Here is a 23,009-nt window from a genome sequence, read left to right as displayed (position 1 = left end):
CTTTTTATTTAAAGTGTCAAATTGACAAATTCTTATTTACTACTTTGGTTGGCAAGGTCACGATTAAGTGCTGCCAAGCGAAGGTCCGCTTTATGCGGATTATTAACAACGATTTTTCCTTCATCAGTCAAGCTGAACAAAGCACCTTCTTCTGCTAAACCTAAAATTGGACTTTCAACCATTTCTTCGTTGTGGACACCAACGGCCAAACCGCCACGACCTTCTTTCAACAATTGAACAGCGTACGCTCCCATACGAGATGCTAAGACACGATCACGAGCAGTCGGACTACCACCACGGAGCAGATGTCCTAAATTCGTCACACGAAGATCGCTATCGTCTCCTGCTGCTTTCATTGTTTTTGCAAACTCATCACCACTCATAACACCTTCTGCAAGGACGATGATTTGGTGATGTTTACCAGCTGCATAGCCAGCTCTAACATTTGAGACAACTTCATCAATATTGAACTCTTCTTCAGGAACAATAATTTGATCTGCACCTGCAGCGATACCTGACCAAAGAGCGATATCTCCTGCATTTCTTCCCATAACCTCAACAACAAAAGTACGGTTATGACTTGCTGATGTATCACGAAGACGGTCAAGATTCTCAACTGCTGTCGCAACTGCTGTGTCAAAACCAATAGTATAGTCAGTGCCAACGATATCGTTATCAATTGTACCCGGCAAACCAACAGCTGGGAAACCGTGCTCAGTTAGACGCATAGCACCATGATAAGAACCATCACCACCGATAACTACTACACCTTCAATACCGTGTTTTTTAAGCTGTTCAATCCCTTTAAGCTGACCTTCAAGTTCAGCAAATTCAGGATAACGTGCTGAACGTAAAAACGTTCCTCCACGGTTGATAGTATCCCCAACAGAATTAGCATCCAAAGGGAAAATATCCCCTGTCACCATACCATAGTAACCTTGGTTGATGCCGTAAACTTCCATACCTTCAGAAATTGCTTTACGAACAACTGCACGGATAGCAGCGTTCATACCAGGGGCGTCACCACCACTAGTTAAAACAGCAATACGTTTCATTTAATTGGTACTCCTTTTATTAATTTAACGATTTAATTATAGCATATTAATTTGTAAATTTCTGCACTTTATATGCAATTTTATTGATAAACCGTTTTCACAACAAATTCAGATAAATCAAGGGCTAAGGCACTATCTTTTCTAACCAAATGTACTTTGCTTTGGATAGTTTCTTTAGTTGTTTCATAATGCAAATAGACAGGAATATGCCCTTTATATTTGGACAATATTTCCGATATTTTTTTGTCGTTATCATGATTTTTTAGAAGTATCCAAAAACGTTCCTCCGTTGCTTCTTGAACACCGTTTAAAACCATCTGTAATCGCTCATCTCGCTTCTGAATTTTTCCATGCAAGTAATAATATTTCCCTTCTTGTAAATCATCTCTTACAATATTGAAAGTTTCAGGAAAAACAGTAATATCCATTTTTGAATTAATATCCATAACAGTCAAGAAAGCCATTTGTTGCCCAGAACTTTTTGTCCTAATAACTTTGACCTGCTTTAGCTGAACTAAAATAGTAGCTTCGCTATTTTCTTGAACTTGACTAATTGGTATAAACGGACGGCTAGCTTTTTGTGAAATCCCCACTAAAGGGTGCGGGCTGATTCCTACTCCTAAGATATCTTGTTCCATTTCATATTTCTCAGAATTAGAGAAATCTTCTACTTCTAGCCAATGATATGAGGTATCTGCAAATAAACTACCTAGTTCATTTACAAATGTAAATAAAGAATCAAGATTAGAGGTGATTTTCCGTCTATTGTTATCAAATTCGTCAAATGCTCCAATAGCAATTAGCGGAGAAATAAAACCACTTTTTTGAAACTGCTGTGGCAGCCTCATTAGAAAATCTTCAATACTCTGAAACGGTTGATTTTTAGAAATCCAATAAGCCAAATCGTTAGGAACACCCTTAATATTTTTTAAACCTAAATAAATTTTCTTTTTATAGATGCGGTCTCTGTATGAAATAGTATTAATTGAAGGTTTTTCAATAACAAAACCAAAATCAATAGCATCGATTAGATAATCACTATTTGAATAATTTATCATGATGTCATAAAAGACATCGGAATAATGGGCTTTGAAATAGGCTAATTGAAAAGCTAAAGCCGAATAAGCAAACGCATGGCTGCGATTAAACCCATAACCTGCAAATTTAGCCATGCGTTCAAATATAAGTCGAGCATCTTCCTGACGATGTCCCTTAGATACTGCACCTTCTAAGAAGGATTGAGACATCTTTTGCATCTCCTTAGAATTTTTCTTAGACATAGCACGTCTGAGCAAATCAGACTTGCCTAGTGTAAAACCTGCGTAGGTCTGGGCAATCTGCATAACCTGTTCTTGATAGAGCATTATGCCATAGGTAGGTTGTAAAATTGGAGCTATGACAGGATCTACTAAATCGATTTTTTCTTTACCAAAACGACGGTTTATAAAATTCTCAGTATAATCACTTGCACCAGGCCTATTCAAGCTGGTGGTAGCTACCACATCTTCAAAACACTCTGGCCTAATACGTCGCAACAAATTAATAGCTCCACTTTGCTCAAATTGAAAAATCCCCTTTGTTTGACCAGCCGCAAATAGTTTTAGAGTCTCTTTATCTTCTAAATCAATAGCTTCTAATTGTATAGAGATACCGTAGTCCTTATCGACTTTCTCCTTCATTTTCTGAACAAATGTCAAATTTCGAAGACCTAGAAAGTCCATTTTTAGAAGACCATTAGCCTCAACAGAACTAGCATCATATTGCGTTATCATCATATCCTCACCGTTTTTTAAAGGAATATGATCTGTTAACAAATCGTCACTCATTACTACCCCAGCGGCATGAATAGAAGTCTGTCTAGGATTTCCTTCAATACGCTTAGCAATATCATAGGCTTTTTGGTATTCAATTTTACTATCTATTATTTGTCTGAAAGCTAAGTTGCGGTTATAAACACTGGTCAAATTATCTCTGAAATGAATTTTTTTAGTTATGTTTGTTAACTCATATTCTGATGCACCAAAGCGTTTAAAAACATCTCGAATAGCCTGTTTCGCACCAAAAGTTGAGAAGGTTACAATCTGTGCAGAATGCATTGAACCATATCGATTACGTACATAGCGCAAGAATTCTCCACGATAAATATCCGGAAGATCAATATCAATATCTGGCATCGAATAACGCTCTTCATTTAAAAAACGTTCAAAAATTAAATTATGTTTGACAGGATCGATACCGGTAATATTTAAAGCATATGAGACTAAACTTCCCGCTGCTGAACCACGTCCCATTCCCATATAGTAGCCCTTACTACGACCAAATCTTAATAAATCCCACACAATAAGGAAATAGTCATCAAAGCCCATTTTGTGAATGATTGTTAATTCTTTTTCGAGACGCTCTTGATAAGCATCGCTCCATAAACCTTTACTTTTTAAGTTATTTTGAGTTAAGGTTCTTAATTCTTCTCCAGCAGGAATTTCTCTATTAAAAATAGGTAACTTAAAGTCAGAATCAAAGTGATAAGCAACATTCTCTACCAAAGATTCTAAGTTAGCTAAAGCTTCAGGAAAACGTTCCTTGAATGCTAGAGTCATTTCTTGACAAGGTTTTAATTCTTGATTTTTGCTCGCATATTGTGCGTCTTTTAACAGGACATTATCTCTTATAGCATGAAGCATCTGTAATGTCTCAATATCATTTTTTTGAAAATATCGAACAGTATCTATGGCTATAATAGGTTTGGTATATGGAATCTGCGGAGAGGTCAAATTAACACCAATAACATAATCAAAGGGTAAATTGAGCTGATCAAGAGCATCTTGATAGGGAAGAATCAATTGCACCCCTTCAAGATGTTCTGTCAATAAATTTAGAGACATCTTCTCAGACATTTGAGCCGTTGACAACTTCAAGAGATTCTTATAACCAACTGTATTTATCGCAATACAGTAAATTTCTATTGATCTATTTTCAACCACTATATCAAAGCTAAATCCAACTATTGGTCTTAGGTTTGCCTTTTGCGCCTCTTGAATAAAATGATACGCTGCATAAAGATTACTGTGGTCCAAGATACCAATAGTTTGATATCCTAATGATTTCGATTTAGAGACATATGTCTTTAAATCAACCAAGCTATCCATAAAAGAATAGACGGTTCTTGTATCAAGTTGTGCAAACATAGTAGCCCCTTTTTACGATTTTTTACTATTATACTATGAAACAATAAACGATTAAAGTCTCAATGATAATTCCTTGACATTTCAAATATTTTTTTGTACTATTTTTATAGTACAAAAAGTACAAGATTATGAAAGGAGTTATCTATGGCTTGGGAATTCAATGAAAAATCACCTATTTATTCACAAATTGCTGAACATATAAAGATGCAAATTGTTAGTCAAGAAATAAAAAGTGGTGACCAATTGCCTACCGTGAGAGAGTTAGCTCAAGAAGCTGGTGTTAACCCAAATACCATGCAACGTGCCTTCACTGAATTGGAACGTGAAGGAATGGTATTCTCACAACGTACTTCCGGACGCTTTGTTACAGAAGACAACTTACTAATTGGTAAAATTCGTCAACAAGTTGCAAAAGCAGAGTTAGCAACTTTTGTCAACAACATGAAAAAAATAGGATATAAATTAGATGAAATTACGGTTGCTCTCGATCATTTTATAAAGGAGATTAATTAAATGACACAGTTATTACAACTTCATCATGTTACAAAGAAATATCACAAACATACTGCTGTTAATGATGTGACTGTAAGTATTCCAACAGGAAAGATTATAGGTTTATTAGGTCCAAATGGTAGCGGAAAAACAACAATCATCAAAATGATAAATGGATTACTTCAGCCAGATAAGGGAGATATCGTTATTGATGGTTACAGACCGTCTGTTGAAACCAAAAAAATTATTTCATATCTCCCTGATACTTCATATTTACAAGAAAATATGAAAATCAAAGACGTCGTTACATTATTTGAAGATTTCTATAACGATTTTGATTCAAAGGTAGCTTATCAACTATTTGAGAATCTTAACCTAAATCCTAAGGAACGTCTAAAAAACCTATCGAAAGGGAACAAGGAGAAAGTTCAATTAATACTTGTTATGAGTCGTAAAGCTAGACTCTACATTCTTGATGAACCTATTGGTGGTGTAGACCCTGCAGCGCGTGACTACATTTTAAAAACAATCATTAGCAACTACTCTAATGATGCTTCTGTTTTAATTTCGACTCACTTAATTTCTGACATTGAACCTATCCTTGATGAAGTTATCTTCCTTAAAGAAGGAGAAATTGACCTACAAGGCAATGCTGATGACTTAAGAGAAGAGCACAACTGTTCGATTGATGCTCTCTTTCGTGAAAGATTCAAGAAATAAAGGAGATTGATATGTTTGGAAAATTATTAAAATATGAATTAAAATCAGTTGGTAAGTGGTATCTAACACTCAACGCTGCGGTTTTATTAGTATCTATTATTTTAGGACTGGTATTAAAGGCACTTGGCGGCAATTTTTCTACTGATACTAATAGTACTAGCGCCCAAATATTCACTATAATACTCGTTTTATTGCTAGCGATGGTTATTTCAGGATCTCTGTTATCCACCCTTGCTATTATTATCAAACGTTTTTATAGTAATATCTTCGGCCGTCAAGGATATCTAACCTTAACGCTCCCAGTAACTACGAATCAGATTATTTGTTCAAAGCTACTAGCTTCTCTTCTTTGGAGCATTTTTAATATTTTTATTGTCATTATTGGAATCATATTGGTCATATTACCTTTAGTAGGTATTGGTCGGTTCGTTGTCGCTTTTCCAGAAATCTATAAAATTATTTCATCTTCGAACGCTCCACTTTTTATCGCCTATTTCTTTCTATCGTACGTTGCAGGGACATTACTGATTTATCTCTCTATCGCTGTAGGGCAATTATTTACAAACAAACGTGTATTGATGGGAATTGTTTCTTATTTTGGAATATCACTCTTAATTACTTTCTTAACATTAATAATAGATAGTATTTTTCATATTGATTTATTCAACTCTCATGCAAATGCAACATTCTCTCAACCTGTATTGCTCTACAATATACTTGTTAGCATTGTTGAAATTGCTATATTCTATATGTTGACACACTCTATTATTAAGTACAAACTTAATATACAATAAAAAGATTGGAGATATATCTCCAACCTTTTTTTATTTTTAATTCAAAAAATTTTTCAAAATATCACCGCCATAAATCCACAAATAGCTATATCCGATGATAGAAATAGGTTTCGTTATCATAATGATTGTCACAAAGCGCTTAATAGACATATTAGATAGACCGGTAATCATCACCATGATGTCCGCTGGTGAAATGGGAGATGCCATACAAAAGATAAAAAACTTTTCATATCCGGATGTTTCTAGCTTAGACTCATATTTATCAAATGTCTTCTGATCCATAAATAGCAAAACGAATTTTCGTCCATAAAATTTGACTAACCAAAAAAGGATGACACTTCCGATGATAATCCCAATATAGTTATAAATAAAGCCTAAGGTAGGACCAAAAATTAAGAAACCTGCTACTGTTGTAACACCTCCAGGAATTACTGGAAAAACAATCTGTACAATTTGAGCCACAATAAAAATCATTGGACCCCAAAATTCATACTTGTGTACTAGGTCTTTTAATTCATTACTATCATTCAAAATACCAAGTTTGTACAAATAAACAACTAAGACAAGGGTCGCTATTAACGCTAAGACACCCAAAGCCTTAATGACCTTCTGCCAAAAGCGGTAACGTTTTGATAATTTCATATTCATGCTTTAATCATAACACAACTGTTAAATTTTTGCTATTTTAAATAGTATTTGTTATACTATATTGGTAAGTTTTTATGCTTTATTCTACTTTTGGGGTCGTTACGGATTCGACAGGCATTATGAGGTATATTTTGCGACTCATCGGCAGATGTAAAATGCCAGTTAAATATAACTGCAAAAAATACAAATTCTTACGCATTAGCTGCCTAAAAAACAGCCTGCGTGATCTTCACAAGATTGTTTGCGTTTTGCTAGAAGGTCTTATTTATCAGCAAACTACGTTTGGCTACTGTCTAGTTAGTTAAAAAGAGATTTATAGACTCGCTATGTGAGGGCTTGAGTTATGTGTCATCACCTAGTTAAATCAATACATAACCTATAGTTGTAGACAAATATATTAGCAGATGTTTGGACGTGGGTTCGACTCCCACCGGCTCCATATCATTTTATCATAACTTACTATACAAAATAAAAACCTTGTTATTACAAGGTTTTTATTTTGTTTCTTTGTTCATACATTGCCCCTATCTTAGGAAAAAAATACTGGGAACAGACTCTAACATTGAATTAGGCCACCTCATTAGCTCACTCTTTGTCATTCTAATTTATAGAATTTATTAAAAAAGGTAAGGTTTTTAGAGGAAAAAATGTTATAATCTATTTAGTCTACGATTGGAGGCTAGTTATGGCTAGTATTTTAAAAAAACATTTAGAGAAACGTTTAGAGCTTAAAAATGATCCTATGAGGACAGATATGAGTACTGGTGCCAGTTACCCTAAATATGGATTCTCGGTAGGAAAGTACACATATGGATATCAACAATTCTTTTACGAAGGCGTTAACTTAAAAGAAATTGGAGCATTTTGCTCAATAGCCCAGAACGTTACTATTACTGGTATGAATCATCCAACCGATCACATTACCACTAACCCTTTTATTTACTATAAGTCAAGGGGATTTATAAATGAGGATAGGGCGGACTTAATAGATGAAAAGAAAAATGGAAAAGTTATTATTGGCAACGATGTCTGGATAGGAACTAATGTCACTATACTTCCATCTGTTACAATAGGTAATGGAGCAATTATTGGAGCAGGTTCAGTTATTACCAAAGACATCCCTGACTATGCTGTTGTTGCTGGAACACCTTCTAAAATTATCAAATATCGCTTTTCAGAGGAAGAAATAACATTATTAAATGCATCTCAGTGGTGGAATTGGTCAGATGAAGCTATTAAGGAACATATTAGCGAATTTTCAGATAAGAAGGAATTCTTCAATACTTTAAAAAGTATTTCCGAAAACAAAAATCATAAACTCTAGAATAACTTCATCAAATAGCATACTAAAATACTACTCATATTATGCTGAGTAGTATTTTAGTATGCTATTTTGCTAGTTTATTTAGCACCATGTTTAGACTAATGCAATTCTAGGAAAACTACTTAGTCTTTCTGCTATTATCATGATAAGCTCCCCAAAATATGGTTACTAATAATTTTAAAGATTTGTTAAATAACCTTTTTTTATCATCATCTAGTTCTCTAAAGCTATGAAAAGCTTTCATCATTTTTGCTCTGGAAGCCAAGTTGAAGTCATCCAAACTAGATACGCCACTTGATAGGAAGCTATCAAATAATAAATCAAAAAATAATTTTCTTTCTTGACTTTTTAATTCAGCCATCCACTGTTGAAATGTCTTTTCAAAACAAATACTCTTTAGCGATAATCCCGCTCCAGTCTTTAAAATAGCTGGTTCTTGAATTTCCCAAGTTGTAACATCGTGTTGCAGAATTCCACGCGCATTGCTACTAATAATTAGCGGCTCTATATCACTATAAAGCATCATACCAACAATAGATTCTTCTGGTAGTAAGCGAATGCACTTTTGTTTAGTAGTTTTATACTCTGTAGTAGGTAACAAAGTTTTTTGTAGTCCTGGGGAGTCAATAAGCCAAATCAAATCAATTTTTGCTTTTAAATCTGGCTTTGTAAACATTGCAGCGTACAAGGCTAAATTACCACCCTTAGAATGACCTGAGAGAACTACTTTATCAAAATAAGGCAGTATTGTATTTAAGTATTTAATCGCTGAACGATGAGCCGATATTTCTCTCATATACGTCAATTTAAAATCTTCTTTCCAACCAATAAGGTTGGCATCAGTACCACGAAATACAACCTGATGATAATCAATGTTAGGAATAGTAAAAACCATAGCTGCAAATTGTTTTTCAAATTCTAAACTAACCTCAGCTCGATAATAAGATAAAGTTAAGTTTTTAAAACGTTTCGAGGTCATCATTAACTGACATAAATCATGTCGTTGTGATGTGAACATAAAGCTATATGATTTAGCCATAGTTTGAAGGTACTCATGATATAACTCACAGACTAAAACTGACTTCATTTCTGTAGTGTTTATAAGTTTTTCAAAAGAAATATAGCCAAATTCATTTAAACAAAGAATGTCAACATCGTTTAATGCTAATTCATCAAAAGTTAAGTTTGAATTATTTTTTAAATAAGTTATTATATTTGACATCACCGTTTATTCTTTCTACTGCTGAATAATTTCCGAACTTCATCTAAACCTATCATGATAAACGGGCAGCTTATTAAATAGAGCCAATGTGATAAACCTAGGCTTGCTGTGTTGAATAAGTTATGGAATGGTGGCACGTATACTAAGACTAAAAATGCTAAAATCTCCATTATTATACCAAAATTAATTAATTTATTACCAAAAATAGATAGTGCTCTAATAGATTGATAGCTCGTTCTGCTATTCATAACCATACCTATCTGGCTAAAGATAATAGCTCCAAGTGTCATAGTTGTCGCTTCTCTGTACGGTATGCCGTTTGCGACGAAAAAAGTAAAATTACCATAACGTAAATAATGAGCCCAGAAAAAACCACCCATAGCTAATACGGATTCAATAGTGCCGTACCAAAGGAAAGATTTTATAAGTAGCCCTTTGTCCAATAAGCGATCTGTTAGCCGTCTTGGAGGACGATTCATAACATCTGTTTCTGGTGGTTCCACGCCTAGACCTAAAGCGGGAAGCATATCGGTTCCCAAATCAACAGCAAGTATTTGCATTACAGTCAATGGTAAAGGAATAAAACCTTTAGAAAAAAGGAAGAATGCCGACGGAACCGCCTCAGGAGTATTACTATTAAAAATATACGTCAAGAATTTCTTAATGTTTTGATAAACAGCCCGCCCTTCTTCCACGGCATGTACAATAGAAGCAAAATGATCATCTGTCAGAATCATATCAGCTGATTCTTTAGCAACATCAGTACCGGTAACACCCATGGCTACACCAATATCGGATTTTTTTAGCGCCGGCGCATCATTGACCCCGTCTCCTGTAACTGCTACTACTTCACCCATCTCCTGTAATATCGTTACTACTCGATATTTTTGTTCTGGTGCTACACGAGCAAAAACGACTTCACCTGACAATTCTTTTTTCAATTGGCTATCCGTCATTTCTGATAACTCTAAACCTGAAATTACTTTAGCATTATCGTTACGAATAATACCAATATTTTTAGCGATACTCAGTGCCGTTAATCCGTAATCTCCAGTCACCATAATAATACGAATGCTTGCTGCATGACATTTATCAATAGCTTCGCGAACGCCTTCACGAGGTGGATCACTCATTGCTATCAACCCTATGAACACCATGTGTTGTTCCAAATTTTCTTGCGTCCATTGTTCTTTTGAAAAGCCTTCAATATCGCAGTATGAAACAGCTAAGACGCGAAGTCCATCTTTAGCAAATGTATCGTTAGCCAACTGTATTTTATTACGTTCTTCCTTGTTTAAGGGGATAACTTTGTCATCAGATAAGACATAATCTGATAAATTAAGTATTTCTTTCGGCGCACCTTTTGTAATTGAAATTTTTTTATCCTTTTCATCGCCTCCTAAGCTATGAATAGTTGTCATGCGTTTTCTAACCGAGTCAAAAGGTAATTCTTTCAAACGTGGTGCAAACTTACGATTTTCTTGTCTGTTTATCCCTGATTTTTCCAATAAAACATTCAAACAAGCTTCTGTCGGATCTCCAAGTACAGTATAAGTTGAACGATCATCATTTGGTGGTAATACTTGAGCGTTGCTGCAAAGATGAGCAAAACGAATAAGTTTTTCCAAGTCTCCTCTATCACTATTACCAAAGCAAATATTGTCACCTTCAAAAAGAATCTGTCCTTCTGGAGCATAACCCAGTCCTGTCACTTGGTAACTCTTTCCATTTTGCGTTAATGTACCAGTCTTATCAGAACAGATAACTGAGGTTGCTCCAAGAGTTTCAACTGAAGAAAGTTTTTTGACAAGTGCGTGTTCTTTAGCCATTCGTTGGACTGCCATAGCTAGAGAAAGTGTAACGGTAGGTAGTAAACCTTCTGGGATAAATGCAACGATCATCCCCAAGGCAAAGATAAATGATTTTGACACTGGCTCCTTAACAAAAAAAGTCGCTGCTAAGAAAAAGATAATTCCTACCGTAATTGAAATGATAGAAATCTGTTTGGTCAACCGATCAAGTTCTCTTTGAAGAGGGCTTTTTTCTGATTTCATCCCTTGTGTTAAATCAGCGATTTGACCAAATTGAGTTTGCATTCCAATTGCCGTAACAACCATTGTTGCGCTACCACTGGAGACCGTCGTTCCTGCGAAAACCATATTATCACATTCAATCAATGTTTTAGACTGGTCGTTTTCAACATTGCTATCTTTATAAATAGGATTTGATTCCCCTGTCAAAGCTGATTGGTTTACTTGCAAATCTGTTGTTTTAATCAAGCGACCATCTGCTGAAATACGATCTCCTTCTTCAATAAGAACAATATCGCCTGGGACTAATTGCTCTGATAATATCTTCTCTTCTGAGCTTTTTCTAAGAACACGTGAATAAGATGGTAACATTTTCTTGAGAGCTTGTGTTGCTTGGCTTGCACGGTATTCCTGAATGAAACTAAAAATACCATTAATCACATTAACCATCCAAATGGCAAGACCTAGCTCTAAGCTATTAGAAACAATAGCCACAAATCCTCCAACCCATAATAGTATTGCCATAAGACTAGTAAAATTTTTCAGAAACAATAAAATAATTGATTCTTGCTTTACTTCAGATAACAGGTTTAAACCATATTTTTTCTGACGTACAGCAACCTCTTCATCTGATAAACCACCTTGAGTTGTCCCTAATTCTTCGAAAACCTCTTCTAACTCCTCTTTAGCAAAACGTGTGTTTGTATCTGAAACATTATTTGTAGAAGCCATACTCTAGTCTCCTTCTCTAAAACGTTTTCATTTTTGATACCTATATTATACTCTTTTTTTCAGAAAATAAACTGATGAAGAATACACCTGCCACCAATTCTTTTTACCATACATAAAAAACGACTTAAGATATACCCTTAAGTCGTCTCTTATTAATCAAAAAGTGATAAGTAGTCCCCATAGCCTCTCTTTGCCATCTGGTCATAAGGAATAAAATCTAAGGCAGCTGAATTGATACAATAGCGTAAACCACCTGCATCAACCGGTCCATCATTAAATACATGCCCTAAATGAGAGTCAGCTTGACGACTCCTAACCTCAATACGATGCATTCCATGAGAGTGATCTTGATGATTTGTCACCATTCGATTCTCAATTGGTTTTGAAAATGCTGGCCAACCACAACCAGATTGAAATTTATCTAAAGAAGAGAATAAAACCTCTCCACTGACGATATCTACATATATACCCTCTTCAAAAAAATCATCATACTTCCCAGTAAAAGCATGTTCCGTAGCTGAATTTTGGGTTACTTGATAAGCTGTATGTCCAATACGCTGACGCAATTCTTCTTGTGTTTCTTTCATTATAGTATCTCCTCCATTTGAGTTTGTTGAGGTTTAAAACCTAATTTTTCATAAAAAGAGACCGCTCTCTGATTATCATTCCAAACATTTAAAGTTATATTATAACACCCATGTTTCTTAGCATATTGTCTTGCAAAATCCATCAACTTTTGTCCAATTTGCTGACCTCTTACTTCCTCATCAATGCACAAATCATCTATATAGAGAGTTTTAAATGACTTTCGAGGTAAGTCACGTTTTTCTTGTAATTGAAGAAACAAGTGGGCAACAACTTTACCCTCGTCTGATTCATAAACAAAGATAGGCTTTGATTCGTCTATCAGCATTTCTTTCAATTGTTCTTTAGAAAACTTACTTCCTCTTGTATGAAAAATATCTGGGCGAACCCCATGATGTAACACTAAAATTTGTTTCAATAGCTCTGCAATAGCAGGCAAATCTTTTTCTTTCGCTCTACGAATCATATCTACTCCTAACGTTTACCATTCCATTCAGCATAAAATTCGGCTAAATATAGTTCTAAAAAATCATGACGTTTTTGAGCAAGCATTTTCCCTTGTTTTGTATTCATAAGGTCTTTTAACTTTAATAATTTTTCGTAAAAATGCATGATAGCTGTATCCTGACCATTACGATACTCTTCTAAAGTGAGGTTTTCTCGTGGCTTTAAGTTAGGGTCATGAATTAAACGTCCTTTACTCCCTGAATAAGCCATCGTTCTTGCAATACCAATAGCCCCCATAGCATCTAGGCGATCTGCATCTTGAACAATTTTACCTTCCAATGTTTTCATAGTCAATCCAGTTCCTGCTTTGAATGAAATATTTTGAAGAATATCAAGGATATGTTCTACTTCTGCTATGGCAAGATCTTGACTATATAACCATTGAGTCAATTCATACGACGCTTGCTTACTATCTTGGCAGATTTTGTCATCAATAATATCATGCAAAAGTGCAGCCATTTGACAAATAAAGATATTAGCACCTTCTTTGTGTGCTAATTCTACTGCAAGATTTCTTACTCTAACGATATGAAACCAGTCATGGCCACTTGGATCATTTTTTAATTTATAGTGAACCATATTTTCAGTTGCATTTAAAATCACATCTTCTCTTTTAACCATAGTCATATTATAGCTAATTTTCTGAAAAAATAAATGATTTAGCATATAAATGCAAAATCCTCCAAGAAATTCTTGAAGGATTTTATATATTAGCTCCGTAAAAGATTAATGGTGATGATGACCTACATGTGCATGATCTGTTTCTTCATGGTCATGATGTTCATCATGTGTTTTAGGGTTTTCTTTTTTACTATCAGCATTCTCTTGAGCAGATTTTTCAGTGTTTTTTTGGTGATTAGTATTATCTGAAACTTGTTTGTCCTCTTTAGAAGCCATAGCTGCTTTTTCAGCAAGACTACCATTTCCAACCATTGAACCTTCTACAACTGCTGGAAAATTCTTAGCTACTGCTTCAGGAATATTTTTTTCATTCAATTTCAATTGTGATGTTGGAACATTGTTATGGCTAAAATCAAGATTTGTAACTGTTTTGTTAGGTGTTTTAATATCTAAAGATTCAAGTTTATTTTTAGAAACACTTAAGGTCTCAAGTGAAGTATAATTATTAACACCTTCAAGTGATGTTAACTGATTATTAGTCACATTCAAGAATTTTAACGAACCTTGTTTATTTTTCAATACTAGTGACTTAATTTGGTTTCCTTCAGCTTCTACTTTAACAATTTCATCGCTCTCTTCAATACCATCCAATGATGCTAATTTCGCATTATTAATTGTTAAATTAGATACCTTAGGATTTTGCTTTAAGAAACTTAAATTGCTTGTATTCGTCTCATTTAAAAGAAGCGTCTCAAGACTAGTTGTTTTTAGAGTCGATAAGTCTGCGGATTTATTGTTTGATAAATCTAGAACTTTCAAATCTTTTTTACCAGAAAGTGCACTTAAATTCTTCACATTATTATGATCAAGGTGCAATTCTTGGAGTTTTGTCAAGTTTGATAACGGTGTCAAGTCAGAGATATTGTTATGACTCAAAACTAAGAATTGAAGGTTTGGTAATTCAGCCAATGGTTTTAGCGAAGTAATGCCATTATTAGCTGCAGCAATAAGACTTAATTGTTTATATTTTGTAAGGAAAGATAAATCCTTAATACCGTTTTGTGAAATATCCAATCCTTCTAATAGTGGCATCTTATCAAGGAAAGAATAATCTGTAATACCAGTATTTGTCATCCAAAGCTGTTTAAGTTTTTTGAATTGCAAAACTGGCGTCATATCATTAATCGGAGTAAACCCAATTCCTAGAACTTCAATATTAGGCATCAATGATAGACCAAAACGCTGGAATGGATTGGTTCTTTGTCCAATGTTAATCTTAGTAACAGTTGCAAGCCACTGACGCATTTTTTCGGGATTAGTTTCATTTGATGGGAATGGTGTTGGAGCATCTGCATGCAAAATATCCTGAATAATCTCATCATCAAAACCAATTTGTTTTAGAGTTGCCATACCAACTTTATCTTTTGCATGAGAGTGATCGTGGTGTCCATCTGGGATAGGCTTCCCAATTTCGATATCCTTACTTGCTATAGTGTGTGAGTGGTCATCATGTGGATACTTAAAGATGATACTTCCATCCTCTGACGTTAATACTTCAATTTGATTAGGATTTAAACCAAGCTTCTCTGCTAAATAAATTAATTTCTTTTGATCTTCATCAGATAATTTATTTGATTTAGTGTGCTCGTGTTCTTCATGCTTATGGTCGGACTCATCATGGTGATGACCTTTGTGATGATCTTCATCATCATGATGTGGATTTGGAATTGGCTTACTTAGATCAATATCTTTGGCCATAATAACATGTGTATGATCATCATGTGGGTATTCAAATCCAATTTCACCATTTAGTGTTTTAAGGACTCTGATACGTGAAATATCTAAATGTAATTCACGAGCAAGGTAAGCTAGCTTATCTTTGATGTCCTTAGGTAAAGTATTTTCAGTTCTTGGCTTTTTACTGGATGGTGACTGTTTTTTAGAATCAGCTTTCTTTTGTGGTTGGTAACGGTCAGCAATTGATCCCCACCCCCCTTTTCTTAAATCAGCAAAACTAATAAAATGCAGATGATTATGATGTTCTACTAAAATACCTGTTGGGGTAGTGCCTTTTATTCCTCGTCCATTAAATAAGAAACCATCACTTGTTGGGTGGTGAAGCCCTGCAATTTTAGAACTATTAACCCTGTAATGGCTATTACTTTGATTTCCTAAACGTGAAACAGCTCTACTTGCTTGTACTTGCTTTTGCTGAGATAAACTTGCTTTTGGAATATAGTGGAAATGGTCACCATGTCTGACCACGTAGCCATTAGCATCTTCTGAAACAATATCTGCGGGATTAAAAACATAGCCATCATTTAATGTATTAACAGCTACCGCCCCTGCTTTAAAGTTTCTTACCGCTTGATTTTTATTAGTTTTTGCATTAGCATTAGGGATTAAATAGCTAAATTTTGAACCTTTTAAATCAGAGTAAAAAATAAAATGAGAATGATTTCCATGTGCTACAACGATTCCAGAATCGGTATGAGATAAAATCTTTGAATCTTTAGTCAGTAAAAAGCCATCATCAGTTGGAAAGTCAACCCCTGCAACACCCTTGCGTTTTTTATGACTTTCCTTAACAGAGACTTTCTTTTTATTAGCTTTTTTCTTAGCAACCTGCTTTGTTTTAATATGATGAGAATTTTTGTGTTCTTGAGTATGACATGCCGTAAGAGCAAAATGGCATGACAGGACAAGACCAGCTAGAGCAATAATTTTTTGACCTTTCATGAGTCCTCCATAAATGTTTTTTCGTTTTAGTTAACTAGTTAATTATATCAGATGTTTTTCTTTTTGCAATACTATTTGCCATCTTTTTATTATTTAGTTACTAACAAAAACTCATTTATAGCTCATTTATATTTAAATAAAGATATTATAAAGCCATATTATTTGATAATTGCAGACAAAGAAAAAGTAACTTAAGCACGAAGCTAAGTTACTTTAAAATAGATAAATGATATCATCTTTCTGAATTATTTTTTGTCATCATCGTCCATTGATAAAACACTTAAGAAAGCTTCCTGAGGAACTTCGACGGAACCAATTGCTTTCATGCGCTTTTTACCAGCTTTTTGTTTTTCAAGCAACTTACGTTTACGTGAAACGTCGCCACCATAACATTTTGCTAAGACATTTTTGCGTAGTGCTTTTATATCAGAACGGGCCACAATTTTTTGTCCAATAGCTGCTTGGATAGGAACTTCAAACTGCTGACGAGGAATGATTTTTTTCAACTTATCAACGATCAATTTACCACGTTCATAGGCAAATTCTTTGTGAACAATAAAGCTTAAAGCATCAACTTTATCACCATTTAAAAGAATATCCATTTTAACTAACTGTGAGCGACGATATTCGGAAATTTCATAATCAAAACTAGCATAGCCTCGTGTTGATGATTTAAGCTTATCAAAGAAGTCAAACACAATTTCAGCTAAAGGAATTTGGTAAATAACATTAACACGATTATCATCAATATAATCCATTGTTACAAAGTCACCACGTTTACGTTGTGCTAACTCCATTACAGCACCGACAAATTCTTGAGGAACCATAATTTGCGCCTTAACATATGGTTCTTCAATGCTGTCAACACGAGTAGGATCAGGAAATTCAGATGGATTCGAAACTTCAAGCATTTCACCGTCAGTTGTATTAACATGATAAACTACTGATGGTGCAGTCATAATAAGATCAATATTGAACTCTCGTTCCAAGCGCTCTTGGATAACGTCCATATGTAAAAGTCCTAAGAAACCACAACGGAAACCAAACCCTAATGCTTGTGATGTTTCCGGTTCAAACTGTAGACTAGCATCATTCAATTGTAATTTTTCAAGGGCTTCACGCAGATCGTTATACTTATTTGATTCAATTGGATAAAGACCGGCAAAAACCATCGGGTTCATTTGCTTATAGCCATGCAAAGGTTCTATTGCTGGGTTATTAGCAAGGGTAATGGTATCACCAACACGTGTATCAGCAACCGTTTTAATTGAGGCAGCAATATACCCTACATCTCCAGTTGCTAAAAAATCACGTCCAACTGCTTTGGGAGTGAAAATACCAACCTCAGTAACGTCGAAGGTTTTACCATTAGACATCATTTGAATTTTATCTCCTGGCTTAACCATACCATTTACAATCCTTACTTGCAGAATTACCCCACGATAAGCATCGTAAACAGAATCAAAAATTAAAGCTTGCAGAGGAGCATCTACTTCCCCAGTCGGAGCAGGAACTTTTTCAACGATCTGCTCTAAAATTTCTTCAATACCAATCCCTGCCTTAGCTGAGGCAAGCACAGCTTCTGAAGCATCTAGACCAATAACATCCTCTACTTCTGCACGTACACGTTCTGGATCTGCTGCTGGTAAATCAATTTTATTAATAACTGGTAGTATCTCTAAATCATTGTCTAGAGCCAAATAAACATTTGCCAGAGTTTGAGCTTCAATTCCTTGAGCTGCGTCAACAACCAGTATAGCACCCTCACAAGCTGCTAATGAACGTGATACTTCATATGTGAAGTCAACATGCCCTGGCGTGTCAATCAAGTGAAAAATGTAAGTTTCACCATCTTTAGCAGTATAATTAAGCTCAATAGCATTTAACTTTATAGTAATCCCACGCTCACGTTCTAGATCCATAGAGTCCAACAGCTGCGCCTGCATTTCACGACTAGAAACCGTTTCTGTTTTCTCTAAAATACGGTCTGCTAAGGTTGATTTTCCATGGTCAATATGAGCGATAATCGAAAAGTTTCTAATCTTTTCTTGACGTTTCTTCAAATCTTCAATATTCATTCTATTTCCTATACAATTTGATATGTTTAACTTCTAAAATATTAAAACAGTCCTATAGACTCTAGAATATTATATCAAAAAGAAGACCGATGTAAAAGAGAATTAACACTTGAACATCAATCTTCATTAAGTCTATTAGTTATTGAACCAAATGGCTATCTCGCGAGTTGCAGATTCAGGTGAGTCTGACCCATGAACAATATTACATGTCGCTTGATTTGGAGAGGGAGCTTGTGCAAAATCTCCTCGAATAGTTCCTGGAAGGGCATCTTTGGGGTTAGTACTCCCCATCATGGTGCGCCAAGTTGAAATGACCTCTTCTCCCGAAATAACTCCAATGATTACTGGACCACTAGTCATATAATCTACTAACGTTGGAAAGAATGGTCTATCCGTCAGTTCTGCATAATGTCTTTTCAAAATATCTGCATCTGCATGTCTAACCTCTAAGCGATCAATAGAGAAGCCTCGACGCTCAATACGACTAATAACTTCTCCAATAAAACCACGTTTTACACCATCAGGTTTTATCATAAAAAAGGTTTGTTCCATAATATTAGCACCTCATTTCTTTCTCCACTATTATAACATGAAAATATGTTTTCTGTAACTTCCAACTGTATTTCAAAAAAGGAGTATCGGACACTCCTTAACTATATTAATAGGTGAGATCCATCATAGCTGTTAGTTGATTATGGATAGGTTCTCCACTACTTTCCTTGTAAGCTTGCAACCAGCAATCACTAAAAGAACCAACGCTGTCAAACTAATAATTAAGTAAAGCGTAGAACAACCTAGCCCTTTAACAATAAGGTTGGAATTATAGTCTTTCATATCTCTTCTATCGACACATTCTCTTTGAATCCGAAAAATAATTCGAATTTTCTACTAATAGACACAACTCTATATGACGTTCATATTTTTTAGTCGCCAATATATAAGTTTCCCAATCAAACTGATAAACTGGGATGATTTCGTTAGCTTGCTAACTAAGTTCTGAATTACGTCTTGAATTAATCTAATTACCGCCTTCCCCCACATTCTCTGAAAATTTATTTCAGTATAACAAAAAACTAGAACACCACAATGATGTCCTAGCATAGCATAATAACCGCGCAGCTCTAAAACCGTCCAGGAATCTATATAGACGATATTAAAGTTTTGGAACCATTCGAAACAGCACAGCTCTAAAACAACGTAGTCATCCCAGAACAGCCAACACCAGTTTTGGAACCATTCGAAACAGCACAGCTCTAAAACTTTCTTCTGATTGAGTTTCTGGCTCTTTTTGTTTTGGAACCATTCGAAACAGCACAGCTCTAAAACAAAAGCAACTTTAGCTACTGTTGAGAATAAGTTTTGGAACCATTCGAAACAGCACAGCTCTAAAACTTTTTAGGTATAAACTATCTGTATCACAATGTTTTGGAACCATTCGAAACAGCACAGCTCTAAAACTTTTATGAGAGATACAGCATCAAGTGGTTTGTTTTGGAACCATTCGAAACAGCACAGCTCTAAAACACTATCACTTTTGATAGTTGGTATTTTTTAGTTTTGGAACCATTCGAAACAGCACAGCTCTAAAACTTTGACAAAAAATAGCACATTCTCTATCGAGTTTTGGAACCATTCGAAACAGCACAGCTCTAAAACAAAAAACAAGCTGAATTTGACAAGCGTGTAGTTTTGGAACCATTCGAAACAGCACAGCTCTAAAACAAGTGGGAGTGGAAAGGAGAGGGGTCAGAAGTTTTGGAACCATTCGAAACAGCACAGCTCTAAAACAACCCTTTGATACAAGATCAATGGTTGTATGTTTTGGAACCATTCGAAACAGCACAGCTCTAAAACAAGCCAGCACCTAAGTAACCACCTGTAGCAGTTTTGGAACCATTCGAAACAGCACAGCTCTAAAACTCTATGGCTATAATCATTGTTAGGGTCAAGGTTTTGGAACCATTCGAAACAGCACAGCTCTAAAACTACATTTCAACAAACATTTGTAAGTATGATGTTTTGGAACCATTCGAAACAGCACAGCTCTAAAACTCTTCATTTTTAATGGAGGAGGTTTTCTTTGTTTTGGAACCATTCGAAACAGCACAGCTCTAAAACTTTCAGGATCTACAGGAGTTGTTTGGTTAAGTTTTGGAACCATTCGAAACAGCACAGCTCTAAAACATCAGTTATCAAGGCAATTGGTGACACGGTGTTTTGGAACCATTCGAAACAGCACAGCTCTAAAACGTTAGAAAGTGTCTCGTTAGTATTTTTTACAGTTTTGGAACCATTCGAAACAGCACAGCTCTAAAACCTCGTAGAAAATTTTCTTTTGAGCTTTCGTAATCGCGCCATTCGTCTCAGCAGGACTTCAGTTTCGATGATTCCTTGTTATTACTGTGCTTTTACTAATATTATACCATATTTTCGCCTATCAAGAAATAATCCTTATCAATAACATATTGCGGTAAATCATAGAGTCTTCTAGGTTCTAGAAAGAGTACTGACTTTTGCATTAAATTGATGTATTCACATAATTTTATAACTTCATCTTTGGTAAGATAAGCTCCGCTATTAACAAAAACCAAGAGATTCTTTTTCGTTAAATAATGGTAAACTTGTATAATTTCAAAACATTTTTCAAAGATAGTGTCGCTCTGTGTCTCAATTTTGACTCCCAGTGCCTTAATGAGTTCTAAAATCGTAATTTCATCGTATTCTAAATCAAGCTCATTCTCTAGACACTCAAATGCGATAAGTTCTGTAATAGTAGCTGCTAATTTTTCTACCATTGATTTCACTTCTGGCTTTTCGTTGAATTGATTTTCTAAGTCACCATGTATCAACTTTAGAATAGGTGCTGAGTTGACATCGTATCCTAAGATATCTGTAACCAGCATTAACTCTGTTGCCTTCAGACTTTTCTGCTTATCATCAAATAATTTCAAATGTTCATCTACGTCATATTGATAAAAATGTTTCACCAATGAAAAATAAACTGAAACATCTTCTATCGTTAAAATCGTAGCATTACTTAACACTAATGGTTCATCTAAAATTGGAAAATTAATCTTGATCATAAGAATCTCCTAGGAAAACCAAGCGACTATCAGAGTTGGCAACACTTGTGTTGCGTTCTCCATGGAGGTAAACCATTCTCGCAAATTGTTTTTCCGTAACTGTTAAGAGTGTGATATTACCCTTTTTAGGATTATTCACTTTAAGCCGACCTATCATAGCATTATTAGCTGTATTATTGAGTAATAATTTACTATAAACAGAAAACTGATGCATGATAAAGCCTTCGCTCAAGAGAAACTTTCTAAACTTACGATACGCCTTCCGTTCTTCTGCTGTTTCAGTAGGCATATCAAACATTAAAATCATTCGCATATACCGATAACTCATATCCTAAACTCCGGAATTCCATTCCCATCACTATTTAGCGACTTAATAACTTTTTTGGTATAGTCGCTGACAATATTTGAGAGATACATTTCTTTACCATTGTAGCTGTATGTCTCTGAAAACATAGAAAAGAGTTCTCTTTTCATTTTGACAAAATCACTCTGCCTATTTTCATAAATAATCCTATCAACGATTGGGCGAAATGGTTCCATAATATCGCTTGCTAGGTTGAACTGATTAAATTGATTAGCATGCTTTAACCCAAATTGTGTCATGCAACCACACTTAACGACTTCACGCGCAAACATACTCAAAAGCAATGAATATCCGTAGTCTAAACCAGCATTTATTGGATTATCCTGCTCTCTTGAAAAATCATTTCCAAAAAGTGTATTAAAGTAAATCCTAGCAGCATGCCCCTCACGATTAGAAGGATCAAAAGGTTCTAAGTCATGGTAGAGATTCATAATAGACTGTGATTTTTCAAAGAAAGAGCACTCACCGAGATAAAACGACTGATTCAAAATTTTTTGTGCAATAATTGATGTCCAAACATCTGCTTTGACATCTTCAATCCATGACATCTGCCTAGATAATTGTAAACTCGAATCATGTCTGGCATAGTACGGCATTAACATAGCTGTTGGCAAGCGTTTGTCATTACAAAATATGACTAAAATATTTTCATCAACCAAACGTTTAATCAGCATAGTCGACAAAACAATATCTGTCGTTTCCATGATTAGAATATCAATCTCTGAAAGATGAATCATTTCCGTCTGATAAGAATCTTTAAAAATCAGATGATTATTTTTATAAGAGAGCTTAGAATGTGTATTTACAACAACGGTTCGCCAACCTGCCAT

General features: G+C 35.0%; 18 protein-coding genes, 1 other RNA gene, 1 pseudogene and 1 CRISPR repeat array. Of the genes and pseudogenes, 5 read left to right on the top strand and 15 right to left on the bottom strand.

Features of this window, described 5'->3' with window-relative positions; translation table 11 throughout:
* Positions 1 to 32: 32 nt before the first annotated feature.
* The gene (gene pfkA, locus QOR44_RS04385) at positions 33 to 1,055 is read right to left on the bottom strand and encodes a 6-phosphofructokinase (RefSeq protein ID WP_000820831.1); all 1,023 of its coding nucleotides are present in this window, start codon (positions 1,053 to 1,055) and stop codon (positions 33 to 35) included.
* 80 nt (positions 1,056 to 1,135) lie between these two features.
* On the bottom strand, positions 1,136 to 4,240 hold the full coding sequence (locus QOR44_RS04380) for a DNA polymerase III subunit alpha (protein WP_000457945.1): 3,105 nt from the start codon (positions 4,238 to 4,240) through the stop codon (positions 1,136 to 1,138).
* 144 nt (positions 4,241 to 4,384) lie between these two features.
* Here QOR44_RS04380 and QOR44_RS04375 point away from each other — a divergent pair, with 144 nt between their 5' ends.
* The 3 genes from QOR44_RS04375 to QOR44_RS04365 are packed head-to-tail and all read left to right on the top strand — an operon-like array spanning position 4,385 to position 6,246.
* On the top strand, positions 4,385 to 4,753 hold the full coding sequence (locus QOR44_RS04375) for a GntR family transcriptional regulator (RefSeq protein ID WP_000312256.1): 369 nt from the start codon (positions 4,385 to 4,387) through the stop codon (positions 4,751 to 4,753).
* Positions 4,754 to 5,452, top strand: a complete 699-nt coding sequence (locus QOR44_RS04370) for an ABC transporter ATP-binding protein (RefSeq protein ID WP_283572667.1) — start codon at positions 4,754 to 4,756, stop codon at positions 5,450 to 5,452. It begins immediately after the preceding gene.
* An 11-nt stretch (positions 5,453 to 5,463) separates the two neighbouring features.
* A complete protein-coding gene (locus tag QOR44_RS04365; protein WP_000467141.1) occupies positions 5,464 to 6,246 on the top strand; it encodes a hypothetical protein in 783 nt (260 codons plus the stop codon).
* Positions 6,247 to 6,282: 36 nt separating this feature from the next.
* Here the strand turns inward: QOR44_RS04365 and QOR44_RS04360 are convergent, their stop codons facing one another.
* On the bottom strand, positions 6,283 to 6,894 hold the full coding sequence (locus tag QOR44_RS04360) for a TVP38/TMEM64 family protein (RefSeq protein ID WP_001056394.1): 612 nt from the start codon (positions 6,892 to 6,894) through the stop codon (positions 6,283 to 6,285).
* Between the two features lie 92 nt (positions 6,895 to 6,986).
* Here QOR44_RS04360 and ssrA point away from each other — a divergent pair.
* Positions 6,987 to 7,336: a transfer-messenger RNA gene (gene ssrA / locus QOR44_RS04355) on the top strand.
* A gap of 243 nt (positions 7,337 to 7,579) precedes the next feature.
* Positions 7,580 to 8,218: a CatB-related O-acetyltransferase gene (locus QOR44_RS04350; protein WP_141444580.1), complete on the top strand. Its 639-nt coding sequence runs from the start codon at positions 7,580 to 7,582 to the stop codon at positions 8,216 to 8,218.
* A gap of 118 nt (positions 8,219 to 8,336) precedes the next feature.
* Here the strand turns inward: QOR44_RS04350 and QOR44_RS04345 are convergent, their stop codons facing one another.
* The 12 genes and pseudogenes from QOR44_RS04345 to cas1 all read right to left on the bottom strand — a co-directional run bounded on the left by QOR44_RS04345 (position 8,337) and on the right by cas1 (position 23,009).
* A complete protein-coding gene (locus tag QOR44_RS04345; RefSeq protein WP_000065324.1) occupies positions 8,337 to 9,440 on the bottom strand; it encodes a DUF2974 domain-containing protein in 1,104 nt (367 codons plus the stop codon).
* Positions 9,440 to 12,202, bottom strand: a complete 2,763-nt coding sequence (locus QOR44_RS04340; protein ID WP_000168909.1) for a cation-translocating P-type ATPase — start codon at positions 12,200 to 12,202, stop codon at positions 9,440 to 9,442. The genes QOR44_RS04345 and QOR44_RS04340 overlap by 1 nt, the downstream gene beginning before the upstream one ends.
* A gap of 152 nt (positions 12,203 to 12,354) precedes the next feature.
* Positions 12,355 to 12,789, bottom strand: a complete 435-nt coding sequence (msrB, locus tag QOR44_RS04335; RefSeq protein WP_000665410.1) for a peptide-methionine (R)-S-oxide reductase MsrB — start codon at positions 12,787 to 12,789, stop codon at positions 12,355 to 12,357.
* Positions 12,789 to 13,253 (bottom strand): GNAT family N-acetyltransferase, encoded by a 465-nt coding sequence (locus QOR44_RS04330; RefSeq protein ID WP_000621138.1) that lies wholly within the window; start codon positions 13,251 to 13,253, stop codon positions 12,789 to 12,791. Before QOR44_RS04330 ends, msrB begins: the two co-directional genes overlap by 1 nt.
* An 8-nt stretch (positions 13,254 to 13,261) precedes the next feature.
* Positions 13,262 to 13,921 (bottom strand): HD domain-containing protein, encoded by a 660-nt coding sequence (locus QOR44_RS04325; protein ID WP_141444583.1) that lies wholly within the window; start codon positions 13,919 to 13,921, stop codon positions 13,262 to 13,264.
* Between the two features lie 99 nt (positions 13,922 to 14,020).
* The gene (locus QOR44_RS04320) at positions 14,021 to 16,654 is read right to left on the bottom strand and encodes a pneumococcal-type histidine triad protein (RefSeq protein ID WP_000678290.1); all 2,634 of its coding nucleotides are present in this window, start codon (positions 16,652 to 16,654) and stop codon (positions 14,021 to 14,023) included.
* A gap of 245 nt (positions 16,655 to 16,899) precedes the next feature.
* Positions 16,900 to 18,732 carry a translation elongation factor 4 gene (lepA, locus tag QOR44_RS04315; RefSeq protein WP_001019133.1) on the bottom strand — a complete coding sequence of 611 codons (1,833 nt, stop codon included), beginning with the start codon at positions 18,730 to 18,732 and terminating at the stop codon, positions 16,900 to 16,902.
* 135 nt (positions 18,733 to 18,867) lie between these two features.
* A complete protein-coding gene (gene ndk, locus QOR44_RS04310; protein WP_000438313.1) occupies positions 18,868 to 19,284 on the bottom strand; it encodes a nucleoside-diphosphate kinase in 417 nt (138 codons plus the stop codon).
* A 289-nt stretch (positions 19,285 to 19,573) separates the two neighbouring features.
* Positions 19,574 to 19,833, bottom strand: a pseudogene (locus tag QOR44_RS10300) (hypothetical protein).
* A gap of 57 nt (positions 19,834 to 19,890) precedes the next feature.
* Positions 19,891 to 21,049: direct repeats of the CRISPR family, unit length 36 nt; unit sequence GTTTTGGAACCATTCGAAACAGCACAGCTCTAAAAC.
* Between the two features lie 100 nt (positions 21,050 to 21,149).
* Positions 21,150 to 21,815 carry a type II-A CRISPR-associated protein Csn2 gene (csn2, locus tag QOR44_RS04305; protein WP_283572666.1) on the bottom strand — a complete coding sequence of 222 codons (666 nt, stop codon included), beginning with the start codon at positions 21,813 to 21,815 and terminating at the stop codon, positions 21,150 to 21,152.
* On the bottom strand, positions 21,802 to 22,143 hold the full coding sequence (cas2, locus tag QOR44_RS04300) for a CRISPR-associated endonuclease Cas2 (protein WP_000122194.1): 342 nt from the start codon (positions 22,141 to 22,143) through the stop codon (positions 21,802 to 21,804). Before cas2 ends, csn2 begins: the two co-directional genes overlap by 14 nt.
* Complete coding sequence (cas1, locus tag QOR44_RS04295) at positions 22,140 to 23,009, bottom strand: type II CRISPR-associated endonuclease Cas1 (protein WP_000929493.1); 870 nt, start codon at positions 23,007 to 23,009, stop codon at positions 22,140 to 22,142. The genes cas2 and cas1 overlap by 4 nt, the downstream gene beginning before the upstream one ends.

Origin of the sequence: Streptococcus agalactiae, assembly GCF_949788565.1 — a bacterium.
Taxonomy (GTDB): domain Bacteria; phylum Bacillota; class Bacilli; order Lactobacillales; family Streptococcaceae; genus Streptococcus; species Streptococcus agalactiae.
The sequence above is the reverse complement of the archived record's forward strand: the minus strand, read 5'-3'. Positions and strand labels throughout refer to the sequence as shown.